Raw genomic sequence first — 20,688 nt, 5'->3', positions numbered from 1 at the left:
CATGCCACGGGATACCCCCCAGACATCGCCTGCACGTCTGACCGTCTCGGTCGGGCAGGGCACCGATCCGGGCCGCAAGGCGGAGAACCAGGATTTCCTGGGCCTGCGCCTTCCCGATGGCCCGCTGCTGACGCTGAAGGGCGTGGTGGCGGCGGTGGCCGACGGGATTTCGACCTCTGCCCGCGGGCGCATGGCCGCCGAGACGACGGTGCGCGCCCTGCTGGAAGATTACCCCTGCACCCCCGACGCCTGGTCGGTCGCCCGATCGCTAGAGGCGGTGGTGCAGGCGGGCAATGCCTGGCTGCATGCCCAGACCGCGGGCGAAGAGCTGGAGCAGGGCGCGGTCTGCACCCTGGCGGCGCTGGTGCTGAAGGGGCGGCAGGCGCATGTCCTGCATCTGGGCGACAGCCGCGTCAGCCGCCTTTCGGGCGAAAGCATCGAGCCGCTGACCGTCGATCACCAGCGCCGGCTTTCCTCGGGCGCGGTGGTGCTGGACCGGGCCATGGGGCTGAACCCGCGCGCCGAGACCGGCTTTCAGACGCTGCCGCTGGCGGTGGGCGATGTCTTCCTGCTCAGCACCGACGGGGTGCACGGGCACTGGGACGGGCCGCTGGTGGCCCGCGCCCTGCGCGAGGCCGGTGATCTGCAGGCTGCCGTGGACCTGATCCTGGAGGCGGTGAAGGCGCGGGGCGCCACCGACAACCTTACGCTGCAGATCCTGCGGATCGAGGCGCTGCCCGATCCCGACGATGCCACCCTGTTCGAGGAAGCCCGCCAGCTGCCGCTGCCCTCCGCCCTGGCGCCGGGGGCGGTGCTTGACGGCTTCCAGCTGCTGCGGCTTATGCACGAAAGCCACCGCTCGCGGATCTGGCTGGCGCAGGCGCCCAGCGGGCAGCGGGTGACGCTGAAAGTGCCCTCGGCGGAGCTGCATGAGGACCCGCTGCTGCTGCGCCAGTTCCTGGCCGAGGAATGGATCGCCCGGCGGGTCTCCTCGCCCCATGTGCTGGCCGCCGCCCCCGCGCCCGAGCGGCGCAGCGCGCTCTACCTCGTTGGCGAATACCTGGAGGGGCAGACCCTGCGCCAGTGGATGACGGATCATCCGGCGCCGACACTGGCGCAGCTGCGCGACATCATCGGGCAGCTGCTGAAGGGGCTGCGGGCGCTGCACCGCCGCCAGGTGCTGCACCAGGACCTGCGCCCCGAGAACATCATGATCGACGCCGCTGGCACGGTGACGATCATCGACCTCGGCGCTGCCCGGGTCGCCGGACTGGAAGAAATGCGGACCCCGGCGCCGGCGCCGGTGCTGGGCACGCTGCAATACAGCGCCCCGGAATATTTCCTCGGCGATCCGGCCGGCTCGCAGGCCGATCTCTTCTCGCTCGGGGTGATCGCCTACGAGATGCTGACGGGCCGTCTGCCCTATGGCGCGCGGGTCGCAAGACTGCGCAGCCGGCGCGATGCGGCGCGCCTGGTCTACCGCTCGGCGCGCGAACGCGCCCCCGGGGTGCCGCCCTGGCTCGACGATGCGCTGCGCCGGGCCACCCATCCCGATCCGGCGCGGCGCTTCGCGACGCTGTCGGAATTCGATTCCGCGCTCAGGGCGCCGGGGCGCGCCTTCCGGGCGGCGCATCCGGTGCCGCTGGCGGCCCGCAATCCGGTGCGTTTCTGGCAGGCCGTCTCGGCCCTGCTGGCCCTTCTGGTGGTCGTGCTTCTGGCACGGCTGCAGCAGGGCTGATCATTCACAGGAGGACGAAAGATGAAGGACATTCCCAACCCCGAGGATCTGACCCGGGAGGATGTGACGGCACTGATCCTGTCGGCCCGGCGCCGCAGCAAGCGCAGCTGGGAGGGCATCGCCGAGGCGATCGGCATGTCGCCGGTCTGGACCCATTCCTGCGCCATGGGGATGAACGCCATGCCGCTCGGCAAGGCCCAGGCTCTGGTGGCCCTGCTGGACCTGCCAGAGGCGGCGGTCGAGATCCTGACCGAGAGCCCGACCAAGATCTGGACCCAGGCCGTGCCCACCGATCCCTGCATCTACCGCTTCTACGAGGTGGTGGGAGTCTACGGGCCGACCCTGAAGGCGCTGATCCACGAGAAATTCGGCGACGGCATCATGTCGGCCATCGACTTCGACATGGAGGTGAACCGCATCCCGCACCCGAAGGGCGACCGTGTCGAGGTGAAGATGTCGGGCAAGTACCTGTCGTTCAACGCCTGGTAGGGGCGGCTCTTCATCATCTGGCGGGAAATATCCCGGGGGAGGCGGTGCGCAGCACCGGCGGGGGCAGCGCCCCCCTGATCCGTCGGCAGGGGGCTCTGCCCCCGTCTCCTGCGGAGACTCCCCCGCCATATTTGGGGAAAGATGAAAGCGGAAGGGGCCCGCGCGGGGCCCCTTGCGTTTCAGTTCCAGCAGCTGACCAGCACTGCCATGTCGCGCGCCTGCCGGGACAGGCGTTCCGGGGCGATCTCGGGCGCCGGGGCGCTGAGCTTCGGCGTCACGCCGGCATCGCGCAGGAACCCGGTCACCGTGTCGGCCTCGAGCGAGAAGGCGACATTGGCCGGCAGCTTGCGCTCCGGGCTGGCCGCGGGCGCGCGCAGGATGCCCAGCACCCGGCCCGACATGTCGAGCACCGCGCCGCCGGCATCGCCTTTCTGCACCCGCACCGCGAGCCGGTCGATACCGCTTTCGCCGTCGAGCCCGGTCAGGCCTGCGACCTTGCCGAAGCTCAGCGTCGGGGCGCCCAGCACGCCCTGGTAGGAATAGCCGGCCACCGCGATGCTGGCCCCGAGCGGCGCCTCTCCGGAGGCGAAGGCGGCGACGCCACGGGGCGCGATCGCATGGTCCGGCCGCAGCACGGCTAGGCCGGTATCGGGATCGCTCTGGACCACCTGGGCGGGGATGTCCTGATCCAGGGTGATGCGGGCGCATTGCGCCACCGCGCTGGCCACGGTCAGCACCGCGCCGGAGCTGTCGACGAAGAGGCCGCTGCGCGACTGCGCCGGGCGCCGCAGTTGCAGTCCCGAGACCAGATCGATGCTCTGGCCGTCATCGGCCCTGGCCGCGGCGGCCGGCAACACGTCTGGCAGGCGGCGGAAGCTGGCCTTCATCTCGGCGCGCAGGCGATCGAAGCGGCTGTCGTCGCCGGCGGGCCAGACCAGGGTGAAGCCCTTGATCTGGCCGTCCTCCAGGGATGCCTCGGTGTAGGAGACGATCCGGCTGTTGCGCCCGGTGATGGTGAAGCCGTTGGCGGTGCGGCTGCGCGGCCCGTTGGCGGGCACGATGGCCAGGGTCTGCAGGATCTCGTAGAGCGCCGAGAGCGCGCCGCGATCACCGGGTTGCGAGATCAGGATCACCCTGGGCGCCGCCGTGTCCGCGCCCGAGGTCGCCTTGTAGAAGGCGAAGGGGGCGTCGTAGCGGTCGAAGGCCACCCGGGCGGTCGGCATCTGCACGGAGATCCCGGCCCGGCTGTCCTCGACCTGCCGCAGGTCGAGCCCGGAGAGCACGGCGTTGTAATCCCGCACCAGGGTCGCGCGCTGCGAGGTGGTCAGCACGCCGGTGGCCTCATAGCCCTGCGCCGCCTGCCAGCTGGCCATGGCGTTGCGGGTGCCGCGTCCGAAGGCGCCGTCGATGGCGCCGGAATAGAAGCCCGCCGCCTTCAGCGCCTGTTGCAGCTGATCGCGCTGGCCGCGGTCCAGCTGCGCCTCGCCGGCGCGGGCCTCGGCCACGGTTTCCTCGGGCAGGGTGCTCTGGAAGCCGTCGGATTGCGGCGCGGGGGCCTGGGCCTGCGGGGCCGGAGATTGTGCCTCGGGCGCGGGCGCGGGGGCCTGCGGGGCCGGGCTGTCCCCGGCGGGGGGCCAGAACTGGCCGGCGTACCAGGAGGGCGAGGCGATGTAGCTGTCGCCGGGAATGCGCCCCTCGCCGCGCAGCACGCGCAGCACCTGGCCGGCATCCTCGCGGGTGTAGGGCCCCAGGGCGATGGCGTAGAAGCCATTCGCCAGGGTGAAGCCGTTCACGTCCTGAAGGTAGGTTTCATATTGCGAAATCGCCGCCTGGGCCTCGGCCATGGTGGGTTTCGCCTCGATCTGCACGTAGACCCCGGTGCCCTGGGCGGTGGCAATGCGGGGGGCAAGCGCCAGCATCACGGCCAGCGCCAGCAGAATGCGGTACATGGATGGCTCTCCTGCGTCGATCCTCGGGTCCGGGCCCTCTTGCGGGCGGGGCCCCACGGGGCCCGGCACCGGGGCCGTCAGGGGATGTTCTAGCAAATCCCCGCCGCCTTTCATCCCAATAATGCGCAACGCGCTCATTGACCCGCCGGGGGGGCGCCCATATCAGGGGCGCTGAACGCCGTTTCGCCAAGAGGGACGCCACATGACCGGGCAGAGCATCGACAAGCCGAAAAGCTTCCAGGAAATCATCCTGCGGCTGCAATCCTACTGGGCTTCCCAGGGTTGCGCGATCATGCAGCCTTACGACATGGAAGTGGGCGCAGGCACCTTCCACCCCGCCACCACGCTGCGCTCGCTCGGCTCGAACGCCTGGGCGGCGGCCTATGTGCAGCCCTCGCGCCGTCCCACCGATGGCCGCTACGGCGAGAACCCGAACCGCCTGCAGCATTATTACCAGTACCAGGTGCTGATCAAACCCTCGCCCGCGAACCTCCAGGAGCTGTACCTGGGTTCGCTTCAGGCGATCGGCATCGACATGGAGCTGCATGACATCCGCTTCGTCGAGGATGACTGGGAAAGCCCGACGCTGGGGGCCTGGGGCCTGGGCTGGGAAGTCTGGTGCGACGGCATGGAAGTGTCTCAGTTCACCTATTTCCAGCAGGTCGGCGGCCATGACTGCAAGCCGGTCTCGGGCGAGCTGACCTATGGTCTGGAGCGCCTGGCGATGTACGTGCTGGGCATCGATCACGTGATGGACATGCCCTTCAACGATCCCTCGGCGGCCATCGCGCTGAAATACGGCGATGTCTTCCGCCAGACCGAGCAGGAATATTCCCGCTTCAACTTCGACACCGCCAATACCGAGGTGCTGCTGAAGCATTTCGAGGAGGCCGAGGCGGAATGCGAGGCGATCCTGTCCCAGCCGCATGACGATCCCAAGACCGGCAAGCGCATCATCATGGCGCACCCGGCCTATGACCAGTGCATCAAGGCCAGCCACATCTTCAACCTGCTGGATGCGCGCGGCGTGATCTCGGTCACCGAACGTCAGGCCTATATCGGCCGGGTGCGGGCGCTGGCCAAGCAATGCGCCGATGCCTTCGTGCAGACCGAGGCCGGGGGCTGGCAGCCCGAAGCGGCCGAGTAAGCGGACATGGGCAAGGTCCTGGTCCTGGTGATCCTTGCCGCAGCGCTGCTGACCGGCGGGGCCGTCTACTGGTTCCAGGTCTATGCCTATTACCAGAAGGTCCCGGCCACGGGGCCTTCCGACGTGGTGCTGGTGCCGCAGGCGGGGCAGGGGGCGATGCCGCTGGCCCATGCCGGCTTCCAGGCGATCGACGCCGACAGCTCTCCGATCCGCTACCGGGCCTGCTTCACCACCCGCGTGACGCCCGAGGAACTGGCGGAGACCGCACGCCCCTATCCCGAAGCCGATCCGCTGAACGGGCCGCGCTGGTTCTCCTGCTACGATGCGGGGCGGATCGGGGCGGCGCTGGAGGATGGCTCGGCGCGGGCCTTCCTGTCGGTGAAGAACATCCATTACGGCGTCGACCGGGTGATCGCGGTGACGGCGGATGGCCATGGCTATGCCTGGCAGCAGATCAACGCCTGCGGTCGCGAGGTTTTCGACGGCAAGCCCACCCCCGAGGGCTGTCCGCCCCCGCCCGAGGGCACCGTGCGGCCCTGATCCGGGGCCTGCGCCCGCAAGAGGCGCATTCCCGGGCCTGCCCCCTCTGGACGCCCCGGCCCCCCTCCGATATTCCACCCCGGAACCGCGCCGTCCCGGCGCCCGGACCCGGATGGAACCAATGCCCGATCTCCTGATCGAACTCTTCTCCGAGGAAATCCCCGCACGGATGCAGGCCCGTGCCGCCGAGGACCTGAAGAAGCTCGTCACCGATGGCCTGGTGGATGCCGGCCTCACCTATGCAGGTGCCGCCGCCTTCCACACGCCGCGCCGCCTGACCCTGACGCTGAGCGACCTGCTGGCGAACAGCCCCACCCTGCGCGAAGAGCGCAAGGGCCCGCGCGTGGATGCGCCGGAAAAGGCGGTGGAGGGCTTCCTGCGCTCGACCGGGCTGACGCGCGACCAGCTGGAAGAGCGCGACGAGAAGAAGGGCAAGGTCTTCTACGCGGTGATCGAGAAGCCGGGCCGTCCGGCGGAGGAGATCATCGCCGAGGTCCTCGACCGCACGATCCGCAACTTCCCCTGGCCGAAATCCATGCGCTGGGGCGCCGGCAGCCTGCGCTGGGTGCGCCCGCTGCATTCGATCCTGTGCATCCTGAGCGATGAGGCCGGCGCCCGCGTGGTGCCTCTGGAGGTCGAGGGGATCGTCTCCTCGAACACCACCGAAGGGCATCGCTTCATGGCTCCGGGGCGCTTCGTGGTGTCCTCGTTCGACGATTATGCCGCCCAGCTGAAACGGCGCTTCGTGGTGCTGGACGCCGCAGAGCGTGCCGATGCGATCTGGCAGGAAGCCACCAACCAGGCCTTCGCCTGCGGCCTTGAAGTGGTCGAGGACCGCGGCCTGCTGGCCGAGGTCTCGGGCCTGGTCGAATGGCCCGTGGTCCTGATGGGCGAGATCGGCGCCGACTTCCTGGGCCTGCCGCCCGAGGTGCTGCAGACCTCGATGAAGGAACACCAGAAGTTCTTCTCGGTGAAGAACCCGAAGACGGGCCGGATCGAGCGTTTCATCACGGTTGCCAACCGCGAGACGCGCGACAACGGCGCGACGATCCTGGCCGGGAACCAGAAGGTGCTTTCGGCCCGCCTGTCGGATGCGAAGTTCTTCTGGGAAAACGACCTGCGGGTCGCCAGGGCGCAGAAGATGCAGCCCTGGATCGACCAGCTCTCCAATGTGACCTTCCATGCCAAGCTCGGCTCGCAGGCGGCGCGGATCGACCGGATCGCGGCTCTGGCGCGGGTGATCGCCCCGGCGCTTGGCGCCAATGCGGACCTGGCCGAACAGGCCGCACGCACCGCCAAGGCCGACCTCTCGTCGGAAATGGTCTACGAATTCCCCGAGCTTCAGGGCCTGATGGGCCGCTACTACGCCGAGGCCGCCGGTCTTCCGGCGGAAGTGGCGCTGGCCTGCCAGGAGCATTACTCGCCCCTGGGGCCGACCGATGACGTGCCGACGGCGGCCGTTTCTGCGACCGTGGCCCTGGCCGACAAGCTGGACACGCTGACCGGGTTCTGGGCCATCGACGAAAAGCCCACCGGCTCCAAGGATCCCTTCGCGCTGCGCCGTGCCGCCCTGGGGGTGATCCGGCTGCTGCTGGTGAACGACGTGACCGCGCCGCTCACCGGGATCTTCGCAGGCGCAGGCCATGACCTGGCTCCGGAGGTTTCCGCCGATCTTCTGTCCTTCTTCCACGACCGCCTGAAGGTGCACCTGCGCGACGAGGGCATCCGCCACGACGTGATTGACGCCTGCCTTGCGATGGAGGCCAACGACGACATCACCCTGCTGGTGAAACGCGCCCGGGCGCTCTCCGAGACGCTTGCGACCGACGATGGAACCAACCTGGTGCAGGGCTTCAAGCGCGCCAACAACATCCTCACCCAGGCTGAGGAGAAGGACGGCGTCGCCTACGAGTTCGGCGCGGATCGCAAGTTCGCCGAAGACGCTGCCGAAACGGCGCTGTTCGATGCGTTGGAAGCAGCGGGCCCGAAGATTGCGGCGGCTCTGGAAACGCAGGACTTCGCGACGGCCATGGCCGCCATGGCCGCCCTGCGCGCACCGATCGACGCCTTCTTCGAGGCGGTCCAGGTGAACGCGGAGAACGAGATTGTCCGCCGCAACCGCCTGAACCTGTTGTCGACGATCCGTTCCACGGTTCTGAAGGTCGCCGACCTGACGAAGATCGAGGGCTGAGGTCCGGGGAGGGGCGCTGCCCCTCTGCCGCCCGTTCCGGGCGGCATTCACCCCGGGATATTTCCTGCCAGATGACGGGTAGACCGGCTCTTCATCATCTGGCCAGAAATATCCCGGGGGAGGCCGCCGCAGGCGGGCGGGGGCAGAGCCCCCACTTCTCGATATATCCTGTGCATCCGCCGCACTGCTTTCCCCTTGCCCCGAATCCCCGCACGACTATGCTGCTGGAACGAATTTTCGGGTGCCGCAGTGCAGCAAGACGATCCCATTATCACTCTCGTCACCGAGACGGCTCCGATCAAGACGGAGACCCATGGCGGGCGCGCGAAGTGCCTGCAAAGGCTCGTTCGCCTGTCGCTGCCCGTGCCGCTGACTGTGGCCCTGTCCTTCCGGGCGGTTCATGACATTGCGGAAGGGAGGATGCCCGACATCCGTGCCCTGCTGAAACCCTTCGGGGCGCATCCGCTGCTCTGCGTGCGGCCCTCGTCGGAGGATCCGGATTGGGGCGGGCCGTCGGCCGTTCTGAATATCGGCATGAATGACGCCATGCATGCGGCACTGTCCGAGCGGATCGGGATCGAGGCGGCCACCCGTCTTTACGGTCGTTTCGTGCGGACCTATGCGATCCATGTCGAGCGGCTGGATCCGGATGTCTTCGACGATCTGCCGATGTCCGGTCCGGCGGCGCTTGAGGGGGCGCTGGCGGCTTATCAGGACGAGACTGACGAGCCTTTCCCCCAGGATGCGGCAGTTCAGCTGGCGGCGGTGCTGAAATCCATGGCGCGGGCCTGGCGGGGCACCACCGCGCGGCTGCTGCGGCAGGCCAAGGGGGCGCCGGCGGATGCCGGGCTGGGCCTCGTGGTGCAGGAAATGGCGCTCGGGCTTGGCAAGGGCGGGGTCTGCGGATCGGGGGTGATCCAGCTGGTCTCCTCGGGGACGGGCCGGCTGCGCATCACCGGGCGCTACATGAACCAGAGCCAGGGCCGCGAGGCGCTGCAGGACAGCGGTGAGGGGGCCCTCTATCTGGCGCGGGATGCGCGCGGGCCCTCCCTGCAGGACCTGGCCCCCGAGGCTTTCGAGCAGCTGGTGGAATATTGCGGGCTGATGCGCTTTCGCCTGCGCGAGGAAATGCAGGCCGAGTTCACCATCGAGAACGGCCAGGTCCATGTGCTGGACGCGCTCAGGGCTCAGCGCAGTTCCCGCGCGGCGGTGCGCATTGCCGTGGCGCTGGCCGAGGATGGCGTGATCCCCCGCGACGAGGCGCTTTGCCGGGTCGATCCGCGCGCCCTGAACGAGATGCTGCACCGTCAGGTCGATCCGATGGCGCCGCGTGACGTGATCGGCAAGGGGATCGCCGCAAGCCCGGGGGCGGCCAGCGGCAAGCTGGTCTTCTCGGCCCTGGCGGCGCAGGCCTGTCATGCCCGTGACGAGCCCTGCATCCTGGCCCGGCGCGAAACCGGCCCCGAGGACATCCGCGGCATGCATGCCGCCGTCGCCGTGATCACCGAACGCGGCGGCATCACCTCTCATGCGGCGGTCATCGGGCGCGGTTTGGGCCTGCCCTGCGCGGTGGGGGTCACAGGGCTGATCTTCGACATGAAGGAGCAGCTGCTGCGCACCCGCGATGGCCGGGTGTTCCGCGCCGGCGACATCGTCACCGTCGATGGCACCAACGGCGATATCCTGGCCGGAGAGGCGCCGCTGCACGAGGCCGCGCAGGATGACGCCTTCCAGGCGATGATGACCTGGGCCGAGGAATATTGCGACATCGGCATCCGCGCCAATGCCGACACCCCCGCCGATGCCGAGGTCGCCCGCCGCTTCAACGCCCAGGGCATCGGCCTGTGCCGGACCGAGCACATGTTCTTCGATCCCGGTCGCCTGACCGTGATGCGGGAGATGATCTTTGCCCGCGAAGGCGCCGACCGCGCGGCGGCCCTGGAACGCCTCCTGCCCATGCAGCGGGCCGACTTCATCAAGCTTTTCAATATCATGCAGGGGCGCCCGGTCTGCATTCGGCTGTTCGATCCGCCGCTGCACGAATTCCTGCCCGCCGACCGGGCCGGGATGCGCGAGCTGGCCGAGGCGCTCTCCATGCCGCTTTCGGATGTGACCCGGCGGGTCGAGGCGCTGTCGGAATACAACCCCATGCTGGGGATGCGCGGCGTGCGTTTGGGCATCACCATGCCCGAGATCTACGACATGCAGGCCCGCGCCATCTTCGAGGCGACGCTGGAGGCCAGCCGAAATGGCGCCCCCGTGGTGCCCGAGATCATGATCCCGCTGGTCTCGGCCAAGCGCGAGGTCGAGATGGTCAAGAAACGCATTGATGCGGTCGCCGCCGCCGTCAAGATGGAGACCGGGCGCGACTTTACCTACCGCCTTGGCGTCATGGTCGAGACCCCGCGTGCCGCCCTGCGCGCCGGAGAGATCGCCCCCCATGCCGCCTTCCTGTCCTTCGGCACCAACGACCTCACGCAGATGACCTACGGGCTGTCGCGCGATGACGCCGGCAAGTTCATGTCGGAATACGTGAAGCAGGGTGTCTACCGCGAGGATCCGTTCCACACGCTCGACACCGAGGGGGTCGGAGAACTGCTCATGATCGGGGCAGAGCGGGGGCGTGCGGCACGGCCTGACCTGACGTTATCTATTTGCGGCGAGCATGGCGGAAATGCCGAATCAATCGCTTTCTGCCGCGACGTGGGATTCGATTATGTGTCCTGTTCGCCCTTCCGGGTTCCGGTCGCACGGCTGGCTGCGGCGCAATTGCGCATCCGTCCGACCCTGCCGCCGAGGGCTCTGAAAACCTCCTGAACACAGGTGTTTGCCGGTTCCGATCCGGGATCGGTTTAACCCGCTGGCAGCAAACTGCCGCCAAAAAAGACCCCTCGGGGTGGACGGTCCCGTAACATTTCGCTAGGGAACCGGGCCGGTCGAGATTGGCGCAAGCCCAAATCCACGAGGGACAGACGATGAAATTTGCTGCTGCGTTGTTGGCATCATTCATGATGCTTGCCGTTCCCGCGTGGGCGGACAACCCGATGACGGACGCGATGCAGGTGGAAACGCAGGGGCTGAAATCCGTGTCGAGCAGCAAGCTTGCCGCGATGTTCCAGGCGCCGCGCACCTCCGGTCTTGGCATCACCTACAGCCGGGACTGGCTTGCCAAGCAGCCCAAGGGCTCGGGCGGCGACCAGTTCAAGTGCCTGGCCGAGGCGCTCTACTTCGAGGCCCGCGGCGAAAGCGTCGAGGGGCAGTTCGCGGTGGCCGAGGTCATCATGAACCGCGTCGACAGCCAGAACTTCCCCGACAGCGTTTGCGGCGTTGTCCACCAGGGCACAGGCCGCAAGTTCGCCTGCCAGTTCACCTACACCTGCGACGGCCTGGCCGAGACCATCTCGGAGCCCTCGGCCTACGCCCGGGTGGCCAAGGTGGCCGCGTTGATGCTGGAGGGCGCGCCGAGGCCTCTGACAAATGGGGCGACCTTCTACCACACGCTCCACGTCAAGCCGGGATGGTCCAAGAGGTTCACACATACGGCGACAATCGGGGTCCACGAATTCTACCGAAGACCCACCCAGCTTACCCAGAACTAGATCCACCCAACCACGTGCAATCCGGCACGTTTCGCAAAGGGCCCAGGCGGGCCCTTTTTCCATTTCCGGGGGGCGGATGTTTCCGATCGTGACGGAAGTTCGGTCCGGAATGTCTCTTTTCGCGGGGCGGGTGCTTTGCCTTTCGGGCCAAGCTGCGTCATGTAGGCCGCAAGAATTCCGGGGGAAGCATGAGCGACCAGATTACCCAGGCCTTCGGCCACCCGATCGAGCGATCCGAGGCCCTGAGCGGCGACACGCCGGCGGACCGCATTTCCCTGCGCGACTATCCCGTCGAGGTCGAGATCGGCGCCTTCCAGCAGGAACGCGGCCACCGCCAGCGGCTGCGCTTCAACATCGTGGTCGAGGTCCGTCACGATCCCGGCCCGCTGGAGGATGACGTCGACCGGATCCTGTCCTACGACAAGGTGACCGAGGCCATCGCCGCAGAGCTTGCCGCCGAGCGGCTGAACCTGCTGGAAACCCTGGCCGAGCGCATCGCCGCCCGCATCCTGGCCGAGCCCATGGCGCAGCGCGCCTTCATCCGGATCGAGAAGCTGGATCGCGGCCCCGGCGCCCTGGGGGTCGAGATCGTGCGTGCGCGTGGCGATGCGCTGCCCCAGCTTGAGGAAGAGCAGCTGAAGGGCATTCCCCATCCGCTGGTCGTCTTCCTGGGGGCCGGGGCCGCTGCCTCGGCGCATCTGCCGACCTGGCTTGACCAGCTGGAGCGGGCAGGGCGCCCGGTGATCCTGACCTGCGGGCGCGGCGCCGTGGTGCCGCCCCAGGCGCCCTCTGCACCGGTGCAGCGCCGGATCGACCTGCTGGCCATCGAACAGGCGGCCTGGCTTCTGGCGGCCCGGGATCGCCGCTGCGTGGTCGTCAACACCCGGACCGAGATCGACTGGGCGATGAAGCAGCGCCAGCTTTGCCTCTGGGCGCCCTCGAAGATCGTGCTGGACGCCGCCGGGGATCGCCCCGATGCGGTGGGTGACGGCACCGGGCTGGCCCGCTGGTTCGCGGGGCAGATGCAGGCCTCGGGTCTGCTGCTGATCGGCGCCGAGGCCGAGGCACCCGAGGGCGTGTCGCTGCTGAAGGTGTCGGCCGATACGCCGGTGCTGCCGCTGCCCTGAAGGATGCTCTCATGACCAAGGTCTATTACCGCCCGATCCCGCAGGGGGGCCTTCCCCGTCCCGAAGGGGCGCTGCCGCTCTGTGGCGGCCCGCTGTGGTTCACCCATGTCGAACGGCTGACGCGGGAGGGGGCGCAGGTCCTGCCCGCCGATCAGCTGCCCGAGGACTGGCAGCGCCGCATCTGCCGCCCGCGCCCCGCGATTGCCGGCCTGTCGCTGGATGTGCCCCGGGTGATGGGCATCCTGAACGTGACGCCCGACAGTTTCTCGGACGGGGGCAGCCACGATGCGCCGGACGCGGCCCTTGCCCATGCCCGGGCGATGATTGCCGCCGGGGCCGACATGATCGACGTGGGCGGCGAAAGCACCCGCCCCGGATCCGCCGAGGTCCCGGTGGCGGAAGAGATCGCCCGCACCGCGCCGGCCATCGAACGGATCGCGCCGCTGGGCGTGCCGATCTCCATCGACACCCGAAAGGCCGGGGTGGCGAAGGCCGCGCTGGCCGCCGGGGGCCAGCTGATCAACGATGTTTCGGGCTTTGCCTTCGATCCCGCGCTGGCGCCGCTGGCTGCCGCGCTGGCCGCACCGGTCTGCGTCATGCATATGCGCCGCGCCCCCGAGGACATGCATATCGACCCGCAGTTCGACAACGCGCTGCTGGACACCTATGACGAGCTGGCCGAGCGCATCGACGCGGTCGAGGCCGCCGGCATTCCCCGCGCCCGCATCCTGGCCGATCCGGGCATCGGCTTTGCCAAGGACGTCGGCCACAACCTGCAGATCCTGAACCGGCTGTCGCTGTTCCACGGGCTGGGCTGCGCCATTCTGCTGGGGGTGTCGCGCAAGCGCTTCATCGGCACCGTGGGCCAGACCACCACGCCGAGCGAGCGTGATCCCGGCTCCATCGCCGTGGCGCTGGCGGGGATTGCCCAGGGGGTGCAGATGGTGCGGGTCCACGATGTCGCGGGCACCGCGCAGGCGATCCGGCTGTGGCAGGCGGTGCAGGCGGGGCGGGCCTGAGGCCCGCCTTCGGGCCTAGCGTCCGTCCGCCAGCGTCAGCGCCAGCCCGTCGACCACGGCGGTAAAGGCCTCGGAGGTCTCGATCCGCGCTTCGGGGCAGAGGGTGCGGGCCACGTCGCCCACCATCCGCATCAGGCTGGAGCCGCCGACCAGGATCACCGCATCGACCTGCGCGGGGCTCATCCCCGCCATCTCCAGCGTCTCGGCGGCAGCCTTCAGCAGGGCATTGCGCGCATCTTCCAGCGCCGCGGCCAGCGTGCCGGGGGTGACAGGGGCGCCCAGGCCGCGCTTGATCATCGTCATGCGGATCATCGCCTCGCCGCCCTCAAGGCCATTGGCGCGGATCTTGCCCTTTTCCACCGCGAAGGCCAGCTCGTGGCCCAGTTCGTGCTCCAGCACCTCCGCAAGGCGCGCGACCTTCTCGGGCTCCACCGCGTCGCGCAGCAGATGTGCCACGGCGCGGCGGGTCTCGGGGGTGTAGAGGAAGGGGATCTTGGCCCAGGTCGACAGGTCGGCATAGACCGCCACCGGCATCGGCAGCAGGCCCGCGCCCATCTCTCGCTTCAGCTGGCCGCCATGGCCCAGCAGCGGCATGGCATGGGACAGCGAGATCGCGCTGTCGAAATCGGTGCCGCCCAGCCGGATGCCGTGGCTGGCCAGGACCTCGATCCCCGAGTCGCCGGTGCGGAACAGCGTGAAGTCCGAGGTGCCGCCGCCGATATCGACCACCAGCCCGACCTCTCCGGGATGCCCGGTGCCGAGCGAGGCGCGCGCGGCGGCCTCGGGTTCATTGAGGAAAGAGATATCGGTGAAGCCGGCGGCCTCGTAGCAGCCGCGCAGGTCGGCCTCGGCCTGGGCATCGCGCGCCGGATCGGCCGAGTGGAAATGCACCGGCCGCCCCGACAGCACGCCCGAGACCTTGCGCCCCAGCTCCGCCTCGGCGCGTTCGCGCAGGCGGAACAGGAAGGCGGTGACCACGTCGGACAGGGTCTGGCGCTTGCCGCCGATCAGGCGTTTCTCATGGAAGAGGGGGGTGCCGAGGACGCTTTTCAGCGCCCGCATGTAACGCCCGTCCTCGCCCTCGATCAGGGCATGGCCAGCGGCCTCGCCGATCAGCATCCGACCGCCCCCGGTGGGGAAGAAGACGGCCGTGGGCAGGGTCTCTGCACCGTCCTCGATGGGCAGGCGGCGAAGCTGCCCGTTCTCGACCACGGCCGCAGCCGAGTTGGAGGTCCCGAAATCCACGCCCAGCGTCACTGCGTCCATGCCGACTCTCCCTGTCCAGAAAGTCGGAGTTCCTAGTGCGCCGGGCGGGAAGCTGCAAGACCGCTCAGCTCAGAACGAAATTCACGGCCTTCGGCGGTTCGGGCAGCTCGGTATCGCCAAGGGCGCGGCGCATCGAAATTTCCACCGTGGTGGCATAGGCCGAGAGCGGCAGCGCGTTCAGCTGGCCCGAGAAGGGCTCTTCCAGCTCCTCGGCGAGGGCATCGAGGCCGAAGAAGGCATAGGCCACCAGCGCAGAGACGAAGGGCGCCACCCAGCCCAGCGTGTCGACGAAGCCGACCGGCAGGATGGTGCAGTAGATATAGGCGGTGCGGTGCAGAAGCAGCGTGTAGGCGAAGGGGACGGGCGTGTTGGCCAGCCGCTCGCAGCCCAGCAGGGCGGCGTTCATGCGATTGAGGCTTTCATGCAGCACCAGCGCCTGCACATGGCTGAGCCGGCCCTGGGTCTCCAGCTTGGAGAGGACGCGGGTGGCCTCGGCCAGAGCGTCGTCGGCGCTTTTCGCCTCGGGCTTGCCGCGCAGCTGGCTGCCCGAGCGGCGGGCGAAATCGACCAGGGAAAGCAGCAGCTGGCGGCGCTCCGGCGTGCCCTCCAGCACGACCGACTGGCGCTGGATGTCGCGGGCGGTCTGGATCATCAGCCCCCAGAGCTTGCGCGCCTCCCACCAGCGGTCGTAGCAGGCGCCGTTGCGGAAGCTGAGGAAGATCGACAGTGCGACCCCGATCAGGCTGAAGGGCGTCGGATCCAGCCCCGGCACGACCCCGTCGAGGTTGCGGTGCGCCCAGACCACGGCGATCCCGATCAGGAAGATCGCGGTGACCTGCATCCAGATTCGCTGGATGACCGATCCCTTGAGGACGAAAAACAGCCCGAGCATGCTGGGTCGCTTGCGGAGGATCACGAAAAAGCCCTTTCGTTTCTGCCCGCTACCCCATTGGCCGGGCTGACAAGGTGCGACGGTTAGCCCCATGCCCGGGCCCCGGCAAGGAGCAACTGCGTGACCGCAGGCTTGCAGGAATTGCACACCCCGGGAGCGATCCCGGAGCTTAAGAAAAAGGCCTTTCGCGGGGCGCACATCCCTGGCGCGAGCGGACCGCCCCGGGCGCTGCCGGTCGCGGCCTGTCCAGTCGGCGCGGGAAACGGAAAAGGCCCTGCCGCAAGCGGCAGGGCCTTCCGTGAAACCGGGTCCCGAAGGGATCAGTTCTTCGACTTGTCGACCATCTTGCCGGCGGTGATCCAGGGCATCATGCCGCGCAGCTTGTTGCCGGTTTCCTCGATCAGGTGCTCGTCGTTGGCACGGCGCGAGGCTTTCAGGGTCGGCTGGCCAACGGCGTTTTCCAGCATGAAGTCGCGAACGAACTTGCCCTGCTGGATGTCGGTCAGGACTTCCTTCATCGCCTTCTTGGTCTGCTCGTAGGGCAGGATGCGCGGGCCGGTGACGTACTGGCCGTACTCGGCAGTGTTGGAGATCGAGTAGTCCATGTTGGCGATGCCGCCTTCATAGATCAGGTCGACGATCAGCTTCACCTCGTGCAGGCACTCGAAGTAGGCCATTTCCGGGGCGTAGCCGGCTTCGACCAGGGTCTCGAAACCGCAACGGATCAGCTCGACCAGGCCACCGCACAGGACGGCCTGTTCGCCGAACAGGTCGGTTTCGCATTCTTCGCGGAAGGTGGTCTCGATGATGCCCGAGCGGCCGCCACCGATGGCAGAGCAGTAGGACAGGCCGATTTCCAGCGCCTTGCCGGTCGCGTCCTTCTCGACGGCCACCAGGCAGGGCACGCCGCCGCCCTTGGTGTATTCGCCGCGCACGGTGTGGCCCGGGCCCTTCGGCGCCATCATGATGACGTCGACGCCTTCGGGCGCCTCGATCAGGCCGAAGTGGACGTTCAGGCCGTGGGCGAAGGCGATGGCCGCGCCGGGCTTGAGGTTGTCCTTGACGTATTTCTTGTAGGTCTCGGCCTGCAGTTCATCGGGCATGGTGAACATGATCAGGTCGCACCAGGCGGCGGCTTCGGCGATGCCCATCACGGCCAGGCCTTCGGCTTCGGCCTTCTTGGCCGAGGCAGAGCCCTCGCGCAGCGCGACGACGACGTTCTTGGCACCCGAGTCGCGCAGGTTCAGCGCGTGGGCATGACCCTGGGAACCGTAGCCCAGGATGGCGACCTTCATGTCCTTGATCAGGTTGATGTCGCAGTCGCGATCGTAATAGACACGCATGTCTTTCTCCTTCTCTGTTGCCCTCAACATACGGGTCCTGCGGCGGTGTTCTTTGCAGAACTTGCATTTGTTGGCCCTTTTGTGAGATTTCTATTCCGTATTTTTGGAAAGATGAAATGGCTATTCTGGACGACACGGACCGGCGCATTTTGCGGCAGTTGCAGGCGGATCCGCACGCCTCTTCGGCACAGATCGCGGAACGGGCGGGGCTTGCCCCCGCGACCTGCTGGCGCCGGATCGAGAAACTGCAGGAGGCGGGGATCATCCGCGGCACGCGCGCCCGGATCGACTGGCGCGCGCTTGGCTACACGGTCGAGGTCTCGCTGCGGGTAACGCTGGACAAGTCGGTGCCGCGGGCCTTCGATGAATTCGCCGCCCGGGCGCGCCAGATCCCCGAAGTGCTGGAGATCCAGACCTTCCTCGGTCAGGTCGATGTGCGGCTGGGGCTGATCGCGCGGGATCTGGCGCATTACCAGCAGATCTATCGTGAACGCATCCTGCATCTGCCCCATGTCACGGACCTGGATGCGCTGATGCATATCGCGCGCATCAAGTACGACGAAAGCCTGCCGATATGATCGAGCTCGATACCATCGACCGCAAGATCCTGCGCGCCCTGGCCGAGGACGCGACGCAAAGCGCCGGTGCGCTCGGACGCCGCTTCGGGCTGTCCCAGCCCGCCACCTGGCGCCGCATCCGCCGTTTGGAGGAGGCCGGCGCCATCGCCGGGCGCCAGCTGGATCTGGACTTCGCCGCGCTCGGCTTCGGCGTCACGGTCTTCCTGGGCATCAAGCTTGCCGCCAAGGGCCGGGTCTCGCTGGAGGATTTCGAACGCGCCATCATGGCCATCCCCGAGGTCCAGACGGTCGAACACATCCTGGGCGCCTACGACTATCGCCTGCGTGTCACAGCCCGCGACATTGCCGATTTCGAACGCGTCCTGCGCCGCCGCATCATGACGCTGCCGGGCGTCGGCAGCGTCGATGCCAACGTCATGCTGACCGAGGAGCGCCTGCCGGGCCCCCTCGGCTGATTTCATCTTTCCTCAAATATGGCGGGGGAATCGGCCGCAGGCCGATGGGGGCAGAGCCCCCTTACCCCTTCGCCCCCAGGCCCATCTGCATCAGCACCTTGCGCACCGGCGCTGCGGAATAAAGCGCGGAAAGCCCCGCTGCCCGCAGATCGCGCAGCGGCTGCGCCGAGACCTGGCTGGCCCGGTTCAGCATGTCGATGCCGGCGGCGCGGATCTGGACCTCGCGGTGGCGGGCCTGGTGGAAGCGCTCCAGCATGGCGACACTGCCGAGGCCGGCGCGATCCTTCAGTGCCAGATCCCGCAGCACCCGAATGTCGCCCAGCGACATGTTCAGCCCCTGCGCACCGATCGGGGGCACCACATGGGCGGCCTCGGCGATCAGCGCCAGCCGCTGCCCGGCCATGCGCTCGGCCACCTGGTTGATGATCGGCCAGACCGAACGGCGGGTCTCCAGCTTCAGCGGGCCCAGGATCCCGGTGCTCCGGCGCAGCATCTCGGCCTCGAAATCCTCCACGTCCATGGCGGCCAGCTCCTGCACTCGCGCGCCGTCTTCCATCCAGACGATGGCCGAGGAGGGGCGGCCCTCGAAATCGGGCAGGGGCACAAGGGTGAAGGGCCCGCCGCTGCGGTGCACCTCGGTCGAGACGTTCTGATGCGGGATCGGATGGGTGACCGCGAAGGCCAGGGCCTTCTGGCCGTAGCGGCGCGTCTTCACGCCGATTCCGGCGGCCTGACGCATCGGCGAATTGCGCCCGTCGGCGGCGATCACCAGTCTGCAGCGCAGCTTGCTGCCATCGCTCAGCCCCACCATGGCCTCGGCCTCGCGGGTGAAGAGGGTCTTCGTCCCGATCCCGGCGCGGAAGGTGACCGAGGGCAGAGCCTCCAGCCGCGCCAGCATCTCGCGGCGCAGCAGCCAGTTCGGCAGGTTCCACCCGAAGGGCAGATCCGAGATGTCGGAGGCGTTGAAATCCTTGATGATGCGGGCCTCTGGCTCGGGGCCGCCGGCATCGACGATGCGCATGATCTGCAGTGGCGCGGCATGGGGGGCCAGGACCTCCCACAGGCCGGCCTCTTCCATCAGGGCGCGGGCCGGTTGCAGGAAGGCGGTGGTGCGCAGGTCCGATCCCGCGGCCTCGCGCAGGGTGACCGGGGGGGTGGGGTCGAGGCAGAGCACCTTGAACCCTTCCGCGCCGAAGATGCAGGCCGCCGCCAGACCGGCGACGCCCCCGCCCGAGATCACGATATCGTAGCGTTCATCCATGGTCCGGTTCTCCTGCGGTGGGCTGCTTCCCGGCAGGTTCTAGGCCGACGGGCAGGCGGGGGAAAGGCCCCGCGCGCCACCTGCGACAGTTCAGTCGCCCAGGGTCAGCAGGATCAGGATGACGAACATCACCGGCGTCAGCAGGACGGCGGTCAGGCCCAGGGCCACCAGGCCCCAGATCTTCACCGCCACGACCAGCAGCGTCAGCACGGCGATCAGGGCGTAATAGATGTTGCCGTGAAAGTCGCGCGCCAGGTCCCGGGCCATCCAGCCGATGACGGGGATCTTGTAGAACCAGCCCTTCGGGGCGGCGGGGGGTGCGGACATGTGAGCCTCCTGTTGTCACGTTCCGGCGCAGATGGAGTGTGCCATGCGCACGGTCAAGGCGACAAGCTGTCCCGTTCCGCCACTTTCAGACGAGTTGCGCCAGAAAACCGCTCAGGTCATCGGTGTGGTGGTGGATATGCGCCGCCGGGGCGGCTTCGGGGGCGACATGGACGCAGCGCAGGCCCATGGCATGGGGCACGGCCAGGTTGCGGGCATCGTCCTCGAACATGGCGCCCCTGGAGCGGTCGAACCCGTCCAGGCCGAAGACCGTCTCGAAGGCGGCATGATCGGGCTTGGGCAGGTAGTTGCCGTGCTCGACCCCGTAGATCGCATCGAACAGGCCGCTCAGGCCGCGCGCCTCCAGCACCCGTTCCGCATAGGGCGCGGAACCGTTGGTATAGACGATGCGGCGACCGGGCAGGGCGCGGATATGGGCGGCCAGCTCCGGATCGGGGCGCAGCGGGCTCATGTCGATGTCATGCACCTCGACCAGATAGGGGCCGGGATCGACGTCGTGTTCGCGCATCAAACCGGCCAGCGTGGTGCCGTGATCGCGCCAGTAGGCGGCGCGCAGCCGGTCGGCCTCGGCGTGATCGACCTTGAGCGTGTCCATCACCCAGCGGGTCATGCGCACCTCGATTTGATCGAAAAGCCGCGCCTCGGGCGGATAAAGGGTGTTATCGAGGTCGAAGACCCAGGTGGTGACGTGAGAGAAGGATTGCTGAAGCATGGCGCGGACGCTAGTGCGCGGCTTCGTCCGGCGCAAG

General features: G+C 68.2%; 18 protein-coding genes. 11 read left to right on the top strand and 7 right to left on the bottom strand.

From position 1 onward, the window contains the following. Position 1 precedes the first annotated feature (1 nt). Both KM176_RS25190 and cynS read left to right on the top strand, forming a co-directional pair. A complete protein-coding gene (locus KM176_RS25190; protein ID WP_160895138.1) occupies positions 2–1,738 on the top strand; it encodes a bifunctional protein-serine/threonine kinase/phosphatase in 1,737 nt (578 codons plus the stop codon). A 21-nt stretch (positions 1,739–1,759) separates the two neighbouring features. Further along, a complete protein-coding gene (gene cynS, locus KM176_RS16995; RefSeq protein ID WP_160895139.1) occupies positions 1,760–2,227 on the top strand; it encodes a cyanase in 468 nt (155 codons plus the stop codon). A gap of 179 nt (positions 2,228–2,406) precedes the next feature. On the opposite strand, the gene KM176_RS16990 is transcribed toward cynS, so the two are convergent. Next, positions 2,407–4,176, bottom strand: a complete 1,770-nt coding sequence (locus KM176_RS16990; protein ID WP_160895140.1) for a serine protease — start codon at positions 4,174–4,176, stop codon at positions 2,407–2,409. A 202-nt stretch (positions 4,177–4,378) separates the two neighbouring features. Here KM176_RS16990 and KM176_RS16985 point away from each other — a divergent pair, with 202 nt between their 5' ends. From KM176_RS16985 to folP, 7 genes are all read left to right on the top strand, one after another. Further along, entirely contained in the window at positions 4,379–5,323 is a 945-nt protein-coding gene (locus KM176_RS16985) for a glycine--tRNA ligase subunit alpha (RefSeq protein ID WP_160895141.1), read from the top strand. A gap of 6 nt (positions 5,324–5,329) precedes the next feature. Further along, entirely contained in the window at positions 5,330–5,863 is a 534-nt protein-coding gene (locus KM176_RS16980; RefSeq protein ID WP_160895142.1) for a DUF6446 family protein, read from the top strand. Positions 5,864–5,984: 121 nt separating this feature from the next. Continuing rightward, positions 5,985–8,054, top strand: a complete 2,070-nt coding sequence (gene glyS, locus KM176_RS16975; protein ID WP_160895143.1) for a glycine--tRNA ligase subunit beta — start codon at positions 5,985–5,987, stop codon at positions 8,052–8,054. 249 nt (positions 8,055–8,303) lie between these two features. Next, positions 8,304–10,871: a putative PEP-binding protein gene (locus KM176_RS16970; protein ID WP_160895144.1), complete on the top strand. Its 2,568-nt coding sequence runs from the start codon at positions 8,304–8,306 to the stop codon at positions 10,869–10,871. 227 nt (positions 10,872–11,098) lie between these two features. Continuing rightward, positions 11,099–11,653 carry a cell wall hydrolase gene (locus tag KM176_RS16965; RefSeq protein WP_236045350.1) on the top strand — a complete coding sequence of 185 codons (555 nt, stop codon included), beginning with the start codon at positions 11,099–11,101 and terminating at the stop codon, positions 11,651–11,653. Positions 11,654–11,841: 188 nt separating this feature from the next. Beyond that, entirely contained in the window at positions 11,842–12,780 is a 939-nt protein-coding gene (locus KM176_RS16960; protein ID WP_160895145.1) for a dihydroneopterin aldolase, read from the top strand. Positions 12,781–12,791: 11 nt separating this feature from the next. Beyond that, positions 12,792–13,799, top strand: coding sequence for a dihydropteroate synthase (gene folP, locus KM176_RS16955; protein ID WP_160895146.1), 1,008 nt, complete (start codon positions 12,792–12,794; stop codon positions 13,797–13,799). 15 nt (positions 13,800–13,814) lie between these two features. Here folP and KM176_RS16950 read toward each other — a convergent pair whose 3' ends face one another. The 3 genes from KM176_RS16950 to ilvC all read right to left on the bottom strand — a co-directional run bounded on the left by KM176_RS16950 (position 13,815) and on the right by ilvC (position 17,330). After that, positions 13,815–15,065, bottom strand: a complete 1,251-nt coding sequence (locus tag KM176_RS16950) for an Hsp70 family protein (RefSeq protein ID WP_160895147.1) — start codon at positions 15,063–15,065, stop codon at positions 13,815–13,817. Between the two features lie 64 nt (positions 15,066–15,129). Continuing rightward, positions 15,130–15,981 (bottom strand): bestrophin family protein, encoded by an 852-nt coding sequence (locus tag KM176_RS16945; protein WP_160895148.1) that lies wholly within the window; start codon positions 15,979–15,981, stop codon positions 15,130–15,132. 296 nt (positions 15,982–16,277) lie between these two features. After that, complete coding sequence (gene ilvC / locus KM176_RS16940) at positions 16,278–17,330, bottom strand: ketol-acid reductoisomerase (RefSeq protein ID WP_215558800.1); 1,053 nt, start codon at positions 17,328–17,330, stop codon at positions 16,278–16,280. A gap of 92 nt (positions 17,331–17,422) precedes the next feature. Between ilvC and KM176_RS16935 the strand changes: the two genes are divergently transcribed. Both KM176_RS16935 and KM176_RS16930 read left to right on the top strand, forming a co-directional pair. Further along, on the top strand, positions 17,423–17,878 hold the full coding sequence (locus tag KM176_RS16935; RefSeq protein ID WP_160895265.1) for an Lrp/AsnC family transcriptional regulator: 456 nt from the start codon (positions 17,423–17,425) through the stop codon (positions 17,876–17,878). After that, positions 17,875–18,333 (top strand): Lrp/AsnC family transcriptional regulator, encoded by a 459-nt coding sequence (locus tag KM176_RS16930; RefSeq protein WP_160895150.1) that lies wholly within the window; start codon positions 17,875–17,877, stop codon positions 18,331–18,333. Before KM176_RS16935 ends, KM176_RS16930 begins: the two co-directional genes overlap by 4 nt. 61 nt (positions 18,334–18,394) lie before the next feature. Here the strand turns inward: KM176_RS16930 and KM176_RS16925 are convergent, their stop codons facing one another. From KM176_RS16925 to KM176_RS16915, 3 genes are all read right to left on the bottom strand, one after another. Next, positions 18,395–19,594: a UbiH/UbiF family hydroxylase gene (locus KM176_RS16925; protein ID WP_160895151.1), complete on the bottom strand. Its 1,200-nt coding sequence runs from the start codon at positions 19,592–19,594 to the stop codon at positions 18,395–18,397. 90 nt (positions 19,595–19,684) lie between these two features. Further along, the gene (locus KM176_RS16920; protein ID WP_160895152.1) at positions 19,685–19,921 is read right to left on the bottom strand and encodes a hypothetical protein; all 237 of its coding nucleotides are present in this window, start codon (positions 19,919–19,921) and stop codon (positions 19,685–19,687) included. A gap of 85 nt (positions 19,922–20,006) precedes the next feature. Beyond that, complete coding sequence (locus tag KM176_RS16915; RefSeq protein ID WP_160895153.1) at positions 20,007–20,651, bottom strand: pyrimidine 5'-nucleotidase; 645 nt, start codon at positions 20,649–20,651, stop codon at positions 20,007–20,009. Positions 20,652–20,688: the final 37 nt, after the last annotated feature.

The sequence above is a fragment of the Pseudooceanicola endophyticus genome, from assembly GCF_018760365.1.
Classification (GTDB): domain Bacteria; phylum Pseudomonadota; class Alphaproteobacteria; order Rhodobacterales; family Rhodobacteraceae; genus Pseudooceanicola; species Pseudooceanicola endophyticus.
Note: the sequence above shows the minus strand (reverse complement) of the source record. Positions and strands in the feature narration are given on the sequence as shown.